12 protein-coding genes and 2 tRNA genes are annotated in these 12,828 nt (G+C 60.7%); 5 read left to right on the top strand and 9 right to left on the bottom strand.

The window, feature by feature from the left end:
• Window positions 1-93 precede the first annotated feature (93 nt).
• On the top strand, window positions 94-519 hold the full coding sequence (locus HGO40_RS21660; protein ID WP_250964679.1) for a hypothetical protein: 426 nt from the start codon (window positions 94-96) through the stop codon (window positions 517-519).
• A gap of 29 nt (window positions 520-548) precedes the next feature.
• On the opposite strand, the gene HGO40_RS21655 is transcribed toward HGO40_RS21660, so the two are convergent.
• A complete protein-coding gene (locus tag HGO40_RS21655; RefSeq protein ID WP_207965897.1) occupies window positions 549-776 on the bottom strand; it encodes a PLD nuclease N-terminal domain-containing protein in 228 nt (75 codons plus the stop codon).
• A gap of 85 nt (window positions 777-861) precedes the next feature.
• On the bottom strand, window positions 862-1,047 hold the full coding sequence (locus HGO40_RS21650; RefSeq protein WP_186705734.1) for a hypothetical protein: 186 nt from the start codon (window positions 1,045-1,047) through the stop codon (window positions 862-864).
• A 281-nt stretch (window positions 1,048-1,328) separates the two neighbouring features.
• On the opposite strand from HGO40_RS21650, the gene HGO40_RS21645 reads away from it, so the two are divergent.
• Window positions 1,329-1,691, top strand: a complete 363-nt coding sequence (locus HGO40_RS21645) for an NUDIX hydrolase (protein ID WP_250964678.1) — start codon at window positions 1,329-1,331, stop codon at window positions 1,689-1,691.
• 93 nt (window positions 1,692-1,784) lie between these two features.
• On the opposite strand, the gene HGO40_RS21640 is transcribed toward HGO40_RS21645, so the two are convergent.
• From HGO40_RS21640 to HGO40_RS21630, 3 genes are all read right to left on the bottom strand, one after another.
• Window positions 1,785-2,252 (bottom strand): hypothetical protein, encoded by a 468-nt coding sequence (locus HGO40_RS21640; protein ID WP_250964701.1) that lies wholly within the window; start codon window positions 2,250-2,252, stop codon window positions 1,785-1,787.
• 236 nt (window positions 2,253-2,488) lie between these two features.
• Window positions 2,489-2,575, bottom strand: a tRNA-Leu gene (locus tag HGO40_RS21635).
• A gap of 185 nt (window positions 2,576-2,760) precedes the next feature.
• A tRNA-Cys gene (locus tag HGO40_RS21630) sits at window positions 2,761-2,834 on the bottom strand.
• Between the two features lie 360 nt (window positions 2,835-3,194).
• On the opposite strand from HGO40_RS21630, the gene HGO40_RS21625 reads away from it, so the two are divergent.
• The 3 genes from HGO40_RS21625 (at window position 3,195) to HGO40_RS21615 (ending at window position 6,270) form a co-directional block, all read left to right on the top strand.
• The gene (locus HGO40_RS21625) at window positions 3,195-4,016 is read left to right on the top strand and encodes an SRPBCC family protein (protein ID WP_250964677.1); all 822 of its coding nucleotides are present in this window, start codon (window positions 3,195-3,197) and stop codon (window positions 4,014-4,016) included.
• Window positions 4,016-5,188 (top strand): zinc-dependent alcohol dehydrogenase, encoded by a 1,173-nt coding sequence (locus HGO40_RS21620; protein WP_250964676.1) that lies wholly within the window; start codon window positions 4,016-4,018, stop codon window positions 5,186-5,188. Before HGO40_RS21625 ends, HGO40_RS21620 begins: the two co-directional genes overlap by 1 nt.
• A gap of 302 nt (window positions 5,189-5,490) precedes the next feature.
• Window positions 5,491-6,270 carry a TSUP family transporter gene (locus HGO40_RS21615; protein WP_250964675.1) on the top strand — a complete coding sequence of 260 codons (780 nt, stop codon included), beginning with the start codon at window positions 5,491-5,493 and terminating at the stop codon, window positions 6,268-6,270.
• On the opposite strand, the gene nudC is transcribed toward HGO40_RS21615, so the two are convergent.
• The 4 genes from nudC to HGO40_RS21595 all read right to left on the bottom strand — a co-directional run bounded on the left by nudC (window position 6,238) and on the right by HGO40_RS21595 (window position 12,701).
• Window positions 6,238-7,068 carry an NAD(+) diphosphatase gene (nudC, locus tag HGO40_RS21610; RefSeq protein WP_250964674.1) on the bottom strand — a complete coding sequence of 277 codons (831 nt, stop codon included), beginning with the start codon at window positions 7,066-7,068 and terminating at the stop codon, window positions 6,238-6,240. The genes HGO40_RS21615 and nudC overlap by 33 nt on opposite strands.
• Before the next feature lie 6 nt (window positions 7,069-7,074).
• Window positions 7,075-7,887, bottom strand: coding sequence for a crotonase/enoyl-CoA hydratase family protein (locus tag HGO40_RS21605; protein ID WP_250964673.1), 813 nt, complete (start codon window positions 7,885-7,887; stop codon window positions 7,075-7,077).
• Between the two features lie 231 nt (window positions 7,888-8,118).
• Complete coding sequence (locus HGO40_RS21600; RefSeq protein WP_250964672.1) at window positions 8,119-9,600, bottom strand: efflux transporter outer membrane subunit; 1,482 nt, start codon at window positions 9,598-9,600, stop codon at window positions 8,119-8,121.
• Window positions 9,597-12,701: an efflux RND transporter permease subunit gene (locus HGO40_RS21595; RefSeq protein WP_250964671.1), complete on the bottom strand. Its 3,105-nt coding sequence runs from the start codon at window positions 12,699-12,701 to the stop codon at window positions 9,597-9,599. The genes HGO40_RS21600 and HGO40_RS21595 overlap by 4 nt, the downstream gene beginning before the upstream one ends.
• Between the last annotated feature and the right edge of the window lie 127 nt (window positions 12,702-12,828).

Here is a 12,828-nt window from a genome sequence, read left to right as displayed (position 1 = left end):
AGTTCTACCGGTTGGAAAACTGATGGAACGCGGGCTTTTTTTGCGCCTCGAAATGGATAGGCACCGGTGCAAATGCCGCAAAGGGAGAATCATATGAATGCCAGAATCCTGCTATTGATCGCTTGTGCGAGCCCCACCGCCGTCATGGCCCAAGGCTGCGACGTCATCACCCGATCCCAGAGCCAGTCGGTTCCGGTAATCGAAAGCCATAGCTGCTACGAATACAAAGGCGTGCCCGCCGAAACCCTGGACTGGTCTTGCAGCAATGAAAGCAAGGGAACGGTCAGTACCCAGAAGCGCAAAGTCGAGCGTTGTGACGAGGGGTATGTGGCGACATGCCAAGCCAGGCTGACCCAGGAAGCGTTGGCCAACCCGCGCTCAACCAGTAAAGACAAGAGCGGTGGGTCGGCCAACCTTCCCGACAACGCCAAAGTGACGTGGTACTACTATGGGGTCGAGCAGTTGCAGCAGGCTCAGCAAGACTGCGAAACCACCGGCGGCGAGTGGAAGAACCAGTGACAGGCCGGCCACGCAGCGCAGTGTTCTCGCTAGCCCTTGCTGTGCTCCGGTGACGACGGTGGTTCCTTGACGCCGCGCGGCCCGGCCACGCCCCAGATGACCAGACCCAACACCGGCAGGATGATCAGCAGCAGCGCCCAGCCAGCCTTGGTTCCGGCCGACTTGTCGCTTCGAAATACGCTGATGATCGCCCATAGGTCCACGAGCAGCAGAAGCACCGCGACGGCGATCCAGAAGTAACTGGCTAATTCAGACATGGCTCAATCCTCTTGGCGGTTTAAGGATTAGGCACAGACGCTCAAGCGCCGTTCAAAGAATTTGCGCCCAGGCCGGGCGTGGCGCCTATTCCCGCCCATTCAGATAAGCGACCCATTGCTCATAGGCTTCATGCTGACGCTGGACCGCCTCATCCCAGGTCGATCCGCTCATTTGATGGACACATATGAGCTTCATCATTTCCGCTGTGGCCGTATCGAGCTCCACCAGGAGCTCATGGGATTTGATCTTGAAGTCTTCAACGGTGGTCATCTGTCGGTCCTTCCCCTGCCGGGGCCAGCCATTGCACCCAACATGGATTCATTTTTTTGCAGCTGATTCAATTTGAGGCGATAACCGGTCGAAAGCCCGGCGCTGGCGGTCGAGCAGACCGATCAGAAGGATGACAGCGCAAATGAACTCAGTCTTTCCCACCCCGCCACGGTCGTACTGATAAGACTCTGAAAAAATCACATTTGAACGAGCAGGTAATGCCAGGCTCAAATATTGCAGATATATTTCAGTTTAATGACAGTCACAGATCGAGTACCGCCATGAAAATTCGAGCGACCGTCATCTGCGAGGACAATCGCCACATTTTGCTGGTTCGCAAAGCCAACAGCCGCTGGGCCCTGCCAGGCGGTACCGTTGAACGCGGCGAAACCCATGCCGGGGCAGCCATCCGGGAACTGGCAGAAGAAACGGGCCTGGACGTCGAAAACCTGCTCTACCTGATGCGAATCAATGACGGGCAAACCGAGCATCACGTATTCGAAGCGTCGGTCAGCGACTTGACCGCGGCCAGGCCACAGAATGAAATCAGCGATTGCCTCTGGCATCCGCTGGATGCCATCGCCCAACTGCAAATGAAAAAGGGCACGCGGGATATTCTTGAGGCGTTTCGCCGACGATTGTGAAAGCCGGCACCGATGGTTTACACCTGACAGGTTGCATGAGAATACTCACACAACCTATTGTTTAGGCTGCTAAACAGATTTTTTACGCCGGATTCACTGCTTGCGCCAAGCGGTACTGATGGGATTGAGCACCGTATTCTTTTCCTGCGTATAGGTCCCGTTCTGCTGCGCTATGGCCTCGCCAGTGTCGACAATCGCGTTCTGGATAAACACGTTCTGCCCATCACCTCGAATGAAGGTGAGCTGGTGAAACGCAGTTTTATTTCCCCAGTCCGGGGAAGGCAGCGAGATAAACTTCACCGTGTAGGTCTCGTCAGTGTGTTGACCCTGCAAGACGTAGACACCGTAGTGGTTCTCTCCCTGGGAGATGATTTTGTACAAACCGTTGCTGTAGTAATAAATTTCCGCATCGGGAAAGGGCTTCTTGTCGTACATTTTCCGATAGTGCAGCACTTGCTTGACGGTCGGCTCGCCAAAGTTAACGGCAAGGGTTTTCCCATCGGCGGACGTTGTCTCCCCAGCGTATGCGGCGCCGCTGCTCATCAAGGCCAACAGACTCATCGTTGCGATTGTTTTCACTTGATACCCCTCCATGGTCAAAGGATTAGCGCACCGGGCTGGCCTGGACGGAAGCTACCGCCTGGCCACACCTTGCTAATCTCAACGCCGAGTGTAGAGGTTTGCCCACGAAAATACCCGGAGGCTGGGAGGCTGGGCTCCGTTTCTTCGGCAGTTTTCAGCAGCAGAAACGAACAAGGGTTTGCATCAGCTTTCGCCCGCAAACCCTTGATTTTAGATGGTGCCCGAAGCCGGAATCGAACCGGCACGCCCTTACGAGCGGGGGATTTTAAGTCCCATGCGTCTACCAGTTTCGCCATTCGGGCGGTAGCGCGGTTAGCCATGGGGCATCGGCAGAAACCGATGACCTGGCTGGTGCAGCAAGAGGGGGAATATATACATCCCTCCTCTTTGAAGCAAGGCAGCTTATGCCCTTTTCAAGACAAAACCTTTCAATGCTTCGAAAATAAAAAAGCTCTGTAAATCATAGATCTACAGAGCTTTTTAATAGTGGAGGCCGAAGTCGGAATCGAACCGGCGTAGGTGGATTTGCAATCCACTGCATAACCATTTTGCTATTCGGCCTCAAGACGCTTGATGCGATGTCGCTACATCAACCGCGGTACAAACCTGGTCAGGAAACAGGGCACTTACTCAGCGCTATCTCCTTGAAAACATTGAGATTTTTTACGTCCCAGTGCGTTCGATGGGCGCAATTATGTACTCATTTGCCTAGGCTGACAACCCCTTGATTTCAAAAAAAAATCGTCGAACGGTCGGCCTGCCCTTCCTGGCCAAATCTGCCGGCGAATCCCGGTTGTCCTGGCGAACGCTTTAACCGGAGCGCCAGGATTCGCCTCATCGGAAAGCCCGTACGTTGATGGAACAACCGCGCCTCCCCTCGGTTCATTCCTTATGTCGCCCCTGGAGAATGAGGAAACCATCATGTCTGAACGACCCCAACTGGTTGCGAGCCGGGCTACGGTGCCGACCCCGTCGCACCCCAATCTCGGCACGCCGGAACGTGCCGTATCGCTACTGGCCGGCGCCTTGTTGATCGCTAACGGCCTACGCCAAGGCGGGTTCCAGGGCTGGCCGCAGGTGCTGCTCGGCGCCTGTGCCGCCTGGCGCGGCTATTCAGGCACATGCAGGATCAAGCACGCGCTGACCCATAGTCCGTTCGAACAAGCCTTTGAACAGGATCGGGACTGGAGCGGCAGCAAAGTGATTTCTCGCAGCATTACCGTGGGCAAACCCAGGGAAGAGGTCTTCGCGTTCTGTCGCAACCCGGGCAACCTGGGTGCGCTGGTGCCCTGGGTCGATGCCATCGAACAAACCGGTGAAGGCACTTACCGCTGGGTCGCCCACGGTCCCATGGACAAGACCCTGCACTGTGACATCCAACAGGACGAGCCCAAGGACGGTCGCAAGCTGCACTGGACAGCTGGCCCGGAAACACGAATCAAGCATGACATCCAGATGCACTTTAGCGACGCGCCGGCCGGCCGTGGCACGCAGCTAAAGGTCATCGTCGCCTGCCAAGCGTCCCTCGGTGCCGCCGGTTATGCCTTGGCCGCGGCGATTTCCAAGTTCTCGGACAAAGCCTTGTTGCACCTGCTGCGCAGCATCAAGCAACAACTGGAAACCGGCGAGGTGAGCACCAACCGCATGCACGCCTCCGGTACGAAGGACTTCCTGTTCGTTCATCCCGCCACAGAGGCCCCTCACACATCCGCCCACACGCCTTCCACCGGAGGTAACGCCTGATGCGCGCATTGACTTGGCAAGGCCCGAACAAGCTACAAGTTGAAACCGTAGATGATCCGTCCATTCTCAATCCCCGCGACGCGATCGTGCGGGTGCAGATGTCGTCGGTGTGCGGGTCAGACCTGCATTTGCTGGGCGGCTATGTGCCGACCATGCAGGCCGGCGACATCATTGGCCATGAATTCATGGGTGAAGTCGTGGAGATCGGCTCGGCCGTCAGGTCTTTCGGCAAAGGCGACCGGGTTGTCACCGTTTCGATCATCGGTAGCGGAGAATGCGAACATTGCAGGCGCTCGGATTTTTCCTGCTGCGACAACTCCAACCCCAATCCCAGCGCAACGGACATCGCTTACGGCCAACCGGCGTGCGGCATCATCGGCTACAGCCATGCGTTTGGCGGTTATGCCGGCAGTCACGCAACCTATATCCGCGTGCCGTTTGCTGACGTCAACCTGTTCAAGATCCCCGAGGGCATCACTGACGAACAGGCAGTATTCGTCTCCGATGCGGTGCCCACTGGTTATTTCGCCGCCGATAACGCCGACATCCAACGGGGCGATACCGTGGCGGTATGGGGTTGCGGCGGGGTCGGGTTGATGGCGATTGCCAGTGCCTATCTGCTGGGGGCCGAACGAGTGATTGCCATCGACCGCCTGCCTGATCGCTTGCAATTGGCGGAAGAAAAGGCCGGTGCCATCGCCCTTAACTATGAAACGACTGACGTGCATGCCGCCTTGCTGGAACTGACCGGTGGCCGAGGCCCGGATCGCTGCATCGACTGCGTGGGCATGGAGGCCCACGGCACAGAGATCGACTATTTCTACGACAAGACCAAGCAAATGATGCGTCTGCACACCGAACGCGGGACAGTACTGCGCCAGTCGATCCGCGCCTGTCGCAAAGGCGGCACTGTCTCGGTGGTCGGTGTCTATGGCGGCCTGCTGGACAAATTCCCCATGGGCGCCATCGTCAATAAATCCCTGACCCTGCGCTCCGGCCAACAGCCTGGACAGCGTTACGTGGGACGGTTGTTCGAGCACATCCAGAAAGGTGAGCTGGACCCGTCCTATCTGCTGACCCATCCGATGGGACTGGAGCAGTCGGTGGAAGGTTATGCGATGTTCAAGGAGAAGACGCAGAACTGTCTGCGAGCGGTGTTTCGGCCGGAGTGACGATCGAACCTTTGGCGAGGGAGCTTGCTCCCGCTGGCTGTAGGAGCTGGCGAAGGCTCGGGCCGCGTTCGGACGATCTTTTGATCTTTCGCTTGAGACTCAACTGGATGGGGGAAGATCGCAGCCTCGTTGCACTCGACAGCTCCTACACAGCTCCTGCACGGTTCCTACAGGCCCAGCGGGAGCAAGCTCCCTCGCCACGGCAATGTCACAGGTCTTAGGCAGTCGCAGCCCTGCACCATTATGGGTAACATACCGGCCTTCCCGCAGCCCTTCTGCGTCCTGCCAAATAAGCCCATTCCATGCCTTTCGAACTCAGCGTTGACCTCACTACCCTCGCTATCCTCGCCGTTGTCGCCTTCATTGCCGGTTTTATCGATGCCATTGCCGGCGGCGGTGGGCTATTGACCACGCCTGCGCTGCTAACTGCGGGTTTGCCGCCCCACCTGGTCCTGGGGACCAACAAGCTCAGCTCGACCTTTGGCTCGGCAACGGCCAGCTTCACGTTCTACAAGCGCAAGTTGTTCCACCCAAGGCAGTGGACTCATGCCCTCGTCGGCACACTGGTCGGCGCCCTGGCCGGCGCCATCGTCGCCCACTACCTGCCAGCCGAGTGGCTGAACAAGATGTTGCCGGTGATCGTCTTCGCCTGCGGCCTGTACCTGTTGTTTGGCGGCACGCCCAAGGCGCCGCTGGACAGCGATGCGCCGATCAAGAAGACGTGGCAGTCGACCCAGGGTTTCAGCCTGGGTTTCTATGACGGCGTGGCCGGGCCGGGTACCGGTGCGTTCTGGACCGTCAGCAGCCTGCTGCTCTACCCCATCGACCTGGTCAAGGCCAGTGGCGTGGCTCGCAGCATGAACTTTGTCAGCAACATCGCGGCGCTGTCGGTGTTCATTTTTTCCGGGCAGGTAGACTGGGTCATCGGCCTGAGCATGGGCCTGTCGGTGATGGTTGGCGCGTTCTTCGGCGCTCGCACCGCCATCAGCGGCGGCGCGAAGTTCATCCGACCGGTGTTCATCACCGTGGTGCTGGGCTTGACCGTGCGCCTAGCCTGGCAGCACTGGTTCAGCGTGGCCTAAGCGCCGCGCCACGTACAGGTCGATCAGGTAGCGGGCGATCGAGCGCGAGGCCGGCAACGGTGGCAGGTCGTGGACGTTGAACCATTGGGCGTCCTCGATCTCATCTTCCTGGGGCACGATGTCGCCGCTGGCATATTCAGCGTGGAAACCGAGCATCATCGAATGGGGAAACGGCCAGCATTGGCTGCCCATGTACTGGATGTTCTTCACCTCGATACTGACTTCTTCACGCACCTCGCGAACCAGGCAGTCCTCGGCCGACTCGCCGGGCTCGGCAAAACCCGCCAGGGTGCTGTAGACACCCGTGACGAAACGCGGCGAACGAGCCAGCAGGACTTCATCGCCACGGGTAATCAACACGATCATGCTCGGTGAAATCCGCGGATAGTGACGCAGGTCGCAGGCCTCGCAATACATCGCCCGCTCCAGTGGAATCTGGCTCATGGCTTTGCCGCAACTGCCACAGAAGCGATGTTCCCGGGCCCAGGTGCCAATCTGTGCCGCATAACCCAACACCTTGTACAACGTGTGGTCGTCCTCGAGCATGAACGCCCGCAGGCCTTTCCAGTTGCAGCCGGGGATGTCCAGCGGGCTGTGCAATTCCAGCAGGTAGACAGGCTCGCCATCCAGGTGACCGATGCCGTGTTCGGCGAGGATCGACAGGTCCTGGCGCTTGAGCCATTCGCGGGGAAACAGCGCGCCGTTGTCATCGAACAGAAAGCCTTCCGGGCTGCGGGCCACGGCCCAGCCGCCGGGAACGTCGGTGTCGAGTACTGCGGTGGTCCAGCGTGAAATCATGGTCAGTCAATCCAGAAATTCGGGTTTCTGTTTGCTCATATGGGCGGCCATGGCCACGCGCAGGTCGGTCGATTGCAACATGGCGGCGTTCCAGGTGGCGACGTATTCCAGGCCGTCATCGATGCTGTGGTCGCGCATGTAGCTGATCATTGCCTTGGTGCCGGTCACGGCAATCGGCGACTTGGCGGCGATGTCCCGGGCAATGCCCATCACACCGTCGAGCAGCCTGGCGGAGTCGCTGTAGAGACGATTGACCAGGCCGATGCTGCGCGCTTCGTCGGCACCAAAAGTGCGCCCCGTATAAGCGAGTTCACGCAGCATGCCGTCCCCGACGCTCCTCGGCAAGCGGTGCAATGTGCCAACGTCGGCGGCCATGCCGATATCGATTTCCTTGATGGAAAATTGGGCGTCCTCGGTGGCATAACGCATGTCGCAAGCAGAGATCAGGTCAATGGCACCGCCCAGGCAATAGCCCTGGATGGCCGCGAGCACCGGCTTGCGGCAATTGTCCACGGCATTGAACGAGGCTTGCAGCTGCAGGATCTTGCGCCGCAGCAACCGCGCATTGCGCCCCACGTCCTTGCCCAGTTCGTTGGCCACGCCTGCCAGCATCATCAGGTCGATGCCGGAGGAAAAATGCTTGCCGGCACCGCTGAGCACCACCACCCGCGCTTCATCGGTGTCGTCGATCCATTGGAAGATCTCGATGATCTCGCGCCAGAAGGCAGCGTTCATCGCGTTGATCTTTTCCGGCCGATTGATCTGCACATGGGCGATGTTGTCTGCAAGTTCGACGTTGAACGCTTGGTATTGCGACATGGCAGTGATCCTTTACCGGCTGAAAAGAGGCCTGAACTATACCAAGCCATCGCGACGGGACGTAGGCAGTGCATCGGCCAAAAGCGGGACTGTTTGACAGCCATTAACTCTGTGGCGAGGGAGCTTGCTCCCGCTGGACTGCGTAGCAGTCCCCTACTTTATGAGCGCGGCGCACTCAAGCGGGAGCAAGCTCCCTCGCCACAAAAGCACCTTGCGGCGCTACCCAATCACTCAGGGTTTCTCCTCCGCCTGCAACTGCCCATCCCAGCCCCCGCCCAGCGCCGCAATCAATTGCACACTGGCAATCAAGCGGCTCTGTTGCAGGCTCAGCACGCTGCGTTCGTTGCTCAGCGCCGTGGCCTGGACAGTCACGACGTCGAGGTAGGCGATCAGCCCGGCCCTGTACTGGTTCTGCGTCAGGCGCAGGGATTCCCGGGCGGCGTCCAGGGCTTCCTGGCGCACGCGGGCTTCGTCTTCCAGCACCTTGAGTTGGATCATATAGTTTTCCACCTCCCGCAGGCCGTCGAGCACCGTCTGGCGGTAGGTGGCGACGGTCTGGTCATAGGCCGCGACGGTGCGGTCGACTTCCGCCGAACGCTGGCCACCATCGAACAATGTCATCGCCAGTTGCGGGCCTACCGACCAGAAGCGGTTCGGCACGCTCACCCAGTTGTCATAGGTACTGCTGCTGTAGCCGCCGCTGAGGCTCAGGGTCAGGTCCGGGTAATACGCGGCCTTGGCGACGCCGATGTTGGCGTTGGCGGCCATCACCGAGCGCTCTGCCGAGGCGATGTCTGGCCGGCGTTCGAGCAGTTGCGAGGGCAGCGCCACCGGGATCTGTGGCAGTGTCGGGATGTCTTGGGTCTCGGCCAGGTTGAATTCGGCCGGTGGCAGGCCGATGAGCACGGCGATGGCATTTTCAAACTGGGCCCGTTGCCAGATCAGGTCGATCAGGTCGCCTTGGGTGGTCTTGAGCTGGTTCTGCGCCTGGGCCACCGCGTCCTTGCCGGACACCCCGGCGCGGTACTGGTTTTCGGGCATTTTCAGGGAGCGCTGGTAGTTGTCGACGGTGGTCTGCAACAAGCGCTTCTGTTCGTCGCTCACCCGCAACTGCAAGTAATTCTGCACCAGTTCCGATTGCTGGCTCAGGCGCATCGCCGCCAGGTCGGCGAAACTGGCTTGGGCGCTCGCCTCGTCGGCTTCCAGGGTGCGGCGCAACTTGCCCCACACGTCTGCCTCCCAACTGACACCGGCCTGGGCGCTGTAGGTGTCGCGAATGCCGCTGGACGAACTGCTCAGGCTTGAACTGCTGCTACCCGTGCCCTGGCTGGAGCGCGTCTTGCCAACGGTCAGGTCCACGGTGGGGAAAAAGGCGCCACGGGCATTACGCACCAGCGCCCGGGCCTGCCGGTACTGGGCTTCGGCCTGGGCCACGGTCTGGTTGGATGCGTTGAGCGTGTCCACGAGGCCATTGAGTTGCGCATCGCCGTACAGCTCCCACCAGGCGCCCCGGGCCATCGCATCGCTGGGGTTGGCCTGGCGCCAGCCCTGGGCCTCCTTGTACTGCACCGGGGCGGCCGCCGCGGGACGCTGGTAATCCGGGCCGATGGCGCAGGCGCTGAGCATCGCCACGCACAGCGCCAGGCTCAGCACCCGCGAGCCACGGGTGGTCGCCAGCACGGCGGCAAGATTGAAAGGCGAACGGTCGGTCATAGCGGAGTTTCCAGGGCAGCATCAGTGCGCACGCCACGCCAGCGGTTGAAGCGATGGCGCAGCTTGTCGAGATAAAGGTAAACCACTGGCGTGGTGTAGAGGGTCAGGACCTGGCTGAACACCAGGCCCCCGATGATGGTCAGGCCCAGCGGCTGACGCATTTCCGAGCCTTCGGCGGCGCCGAGCAGCAACGGCAAGGCGCCAAGGATCGCCGCCAGCGTGGTCATCAGGATCGGTCGCAACCGCAGCAGGCAAGCGCTGCGGATCGACTCCAGCGGCGTCTGCCCGGCACGTTCCAGTTGCAAGGCCAGATCGATCAGCAGGATGGCATTTTTTTTCACCACGCCGATCAGCAGGAACAGCCCCAACAACGAGATCAGGCTGAACTCGCTGCCCAGCGCGTAGATCGACAGCAACGCGCCGACCCCGGCCGACGGCAACGTGGACAGGATGGTCAGCGGATGAATGTAGCTTTCATACAGCACCCCCAGCACCAGGTACACCGCAAGCAACGCGCCCAAAATCATGAACGGCTGGCTCTTCTGGGTGGCGGCGAACGCGTCGGCGGTGCCAGCCATTTTCACGATGACATCCTCGGGCATCCCGAGCTTGGCGATCGTCCGCTCGATGGCCGCGGTGCCCTGCTCCACCGTCACGCCTTCGGCCATGTCGAAGGAGATGCCCTCGGAGGCGAACTGGCCTTCATGGCTGACCCGGTCGTCCTCCAGGCTGTTCTCGTAATGGGCAATGGCCGACAACGGCACCCGCGCGCCATCGGCAGTGATCACCTGGACCTGTTCGAGGGTGCTCGGGTCCTGGGCATACTTGGGATTGACCTCCATCACCACCTGGTACTGGTTGAGGCTGTCGTAGATGGTGGAAATCTGTCGTTGGCTGTAGGCGTTGTTGAGCACCGCCGTGACCATGTCCATGTCGATGCCCAGGCGCTTGGCCTGGTCGCGGTCCACCACCAGTGTCACCTGCTGCGCCCCGCCACCGTCGCGGGCGTCGATGGCGGTCAGCTCCGGCAAGGCCCGGAAGGCCGCCACGACCTTGGGGTACCAGGTGCGCAGCGACGCCAGGTCGGCGCTTTGCAGGATGTAGGAATATTGGGAGGTGGTCTGCTCGCGACCGCCACCGAACTGCAGGTCCTGGTCGGCCATCAACATCAATTGCGCACCGGGAACCTTGGGCATGTCCTTACGCAGGCGCTCGATGACCTTTTGCGCGGAAATATTACGTTCCTTGATCGGCTTGAGACGCACCAGCATGAACGCGTTGTTGGTGCCGTTGTTGCCGCCAATGAAGCCGGCAACGCTTTGCACGGCCTCGTCCTTGAGCACGGCGCGGCGGAAGATTTCCATCTTCGGCTGCATCACGCCGAACGACAGCCCATCGTCGCCACGGACAAAACCGATCAGTTGGCCGGTGTCCTGCTGGGGCATGAAGGTCTTCGGCACCACCACATACAACGCGACGTTCACGCCGATGGTCACCAGCAGGCTCAGCAAGGTCAGGCGTCGATGGCGCAGCACCCAGTCCAGGCTGGTGGCGTAACCACGGACCATCCGTTCGTTGATCCCCTGGCTCCAACGCTGCAAGCGGTTTTCCTGCCCGGGCACATGGGGCTTGAGCCAGCGGGCGCAAAGCATCGGCGTGAGGGTCAGCGAGACCACCAGCGCCACCACGATGGACGCCGCCAGGGTGATGGAAAATTCACGGAACAGGCTCTCGACGATGCCGCCCATGAACAGGATCGACAGGAACACCGCCACCAGCGAGACGTTCATCGAAAGCAGGGTAAAGCCCACCTCCTCGGCCCCCCGGTACGCCGCCTGCATCGGTGGCACGCCTTCGTCGATGTGCCGGGAAATGTTCTCCAGCACCACGATGGCGTCGTCCACCACCAACCCGGTCGCCAGGATCAACGCCATCAGCGACAGGTTGTTCAGGGAAAAACCGTACAGGTACATCACCGCAAACGTGCCCACCAGGGACACCGGCACCGCCAGGGTCGGGATCAGCGAAGCGCGGAAGTTGCCGAGGAACAGGAACACCACCAGCACCACCAGGGCCACGGCGATCAGCAAGGTCATTTCCGCTTCATGCAGGGTGGCCTTGATCACGGGCGAGCGGTCCATCGCCAGGTTCAGCTTGACGCTGGCCGGCAGCACCGCCTGTAACGCCGGCAGTTGCGCCTTGATCTCGTTGACCGTCTCGATGATGTTGGCGCCTGCCTGGCGGTTGATCACCAGCAATACGGCGGCATCGTCGTTGAAGAAACCGCTGTTGTAACGGTCCTCGACGCTGTCGGTGACTTTCGCCACGTCCTTGAGCCGCAGCACCGAGCCATCCTGGTAACGGATGATTAGCGTTTCGTAGTCCTTGGCCTTTTCCAACTGGTCGTTGGCCTGGACTTGCCACATGCGCCGGTCGTCCTCCACCGAGCCCTTGGGCCGGCGCACGTTGCTGTCGGCAATGGCGGTGCGTACATCGTCCAGGGCGACGCCGTACTGATTGAGCAACTGCGGCTCCAGTTCGATGCGCACCGCCGGCAACGAGCTGCCGCCAATCTGCACCTCACCCACGCCCGACACCTGGGACAGGCTCTGGGACAGGATGGTCGACGCCAAGTCGTAGAGCTGGCCTTTTTCCAACACATCCGAGGTCAGCGACAGCACCATGATCGGCGCCTGGGACGGGTTGACCTTCTTGTAGGTGGGCATGCTGCGCATGCCGCTGGGCAACAAGTTGCGCGAGGCATTGATGGCCGCCTGCACCTCCCGGGCCGCGCCGTTGATGTCGCGGTCCAGGTCGAATTGCAGGATGACCCGCGTGGAGCCCTGGCTGGAACGGCTGCTCATGGTGTTGACCCCGGCGATGGCGCCGAAGGAACGCTCCAGCGGCGTGGCCACCGTCGAAGCCATCACCTCGGGGCTGGCGCCTGGCAGGTTGGCCTGGACCACGATCACCGGGAAATCCATTTGCGGCAGGGGCGAGACCGGCAGCAGGCCGAAGCACACGCCACCGAGCAGCATGATCGCGAAGCTCAGGAGCATGGTTGCTACGGGGCGGCGGATGAAGGGGCCGGAGAGGTTCATCGGCCACAGCCCCTTGCTTCAATGGACAGGCTTTTGTGGCGAGGGAGCTTGCTCCCGCTTGAGTGCGCAGCGCTCACAAAAGGGGCCGCGACGCGGCCCAGCGGGGGCCAGCGCGCGCGCCACGAGA

Source organism: Pseudomonas sp. CG7 (assembly GCF_023701885.1).
GTDB classification, from domain to species: domain Bacteria; phylum Pseudomonadota; class Gammaproteobacteria; order Pseudomonadales; family Pseudomonadaceae; genus Aquipseudomonas; species Aquipseudomonas zanjanensis.
Note: the sequence above shows the minus strand (reverse complement) of the source record. Positions and strands in the feature narration are given on the sequence as shown.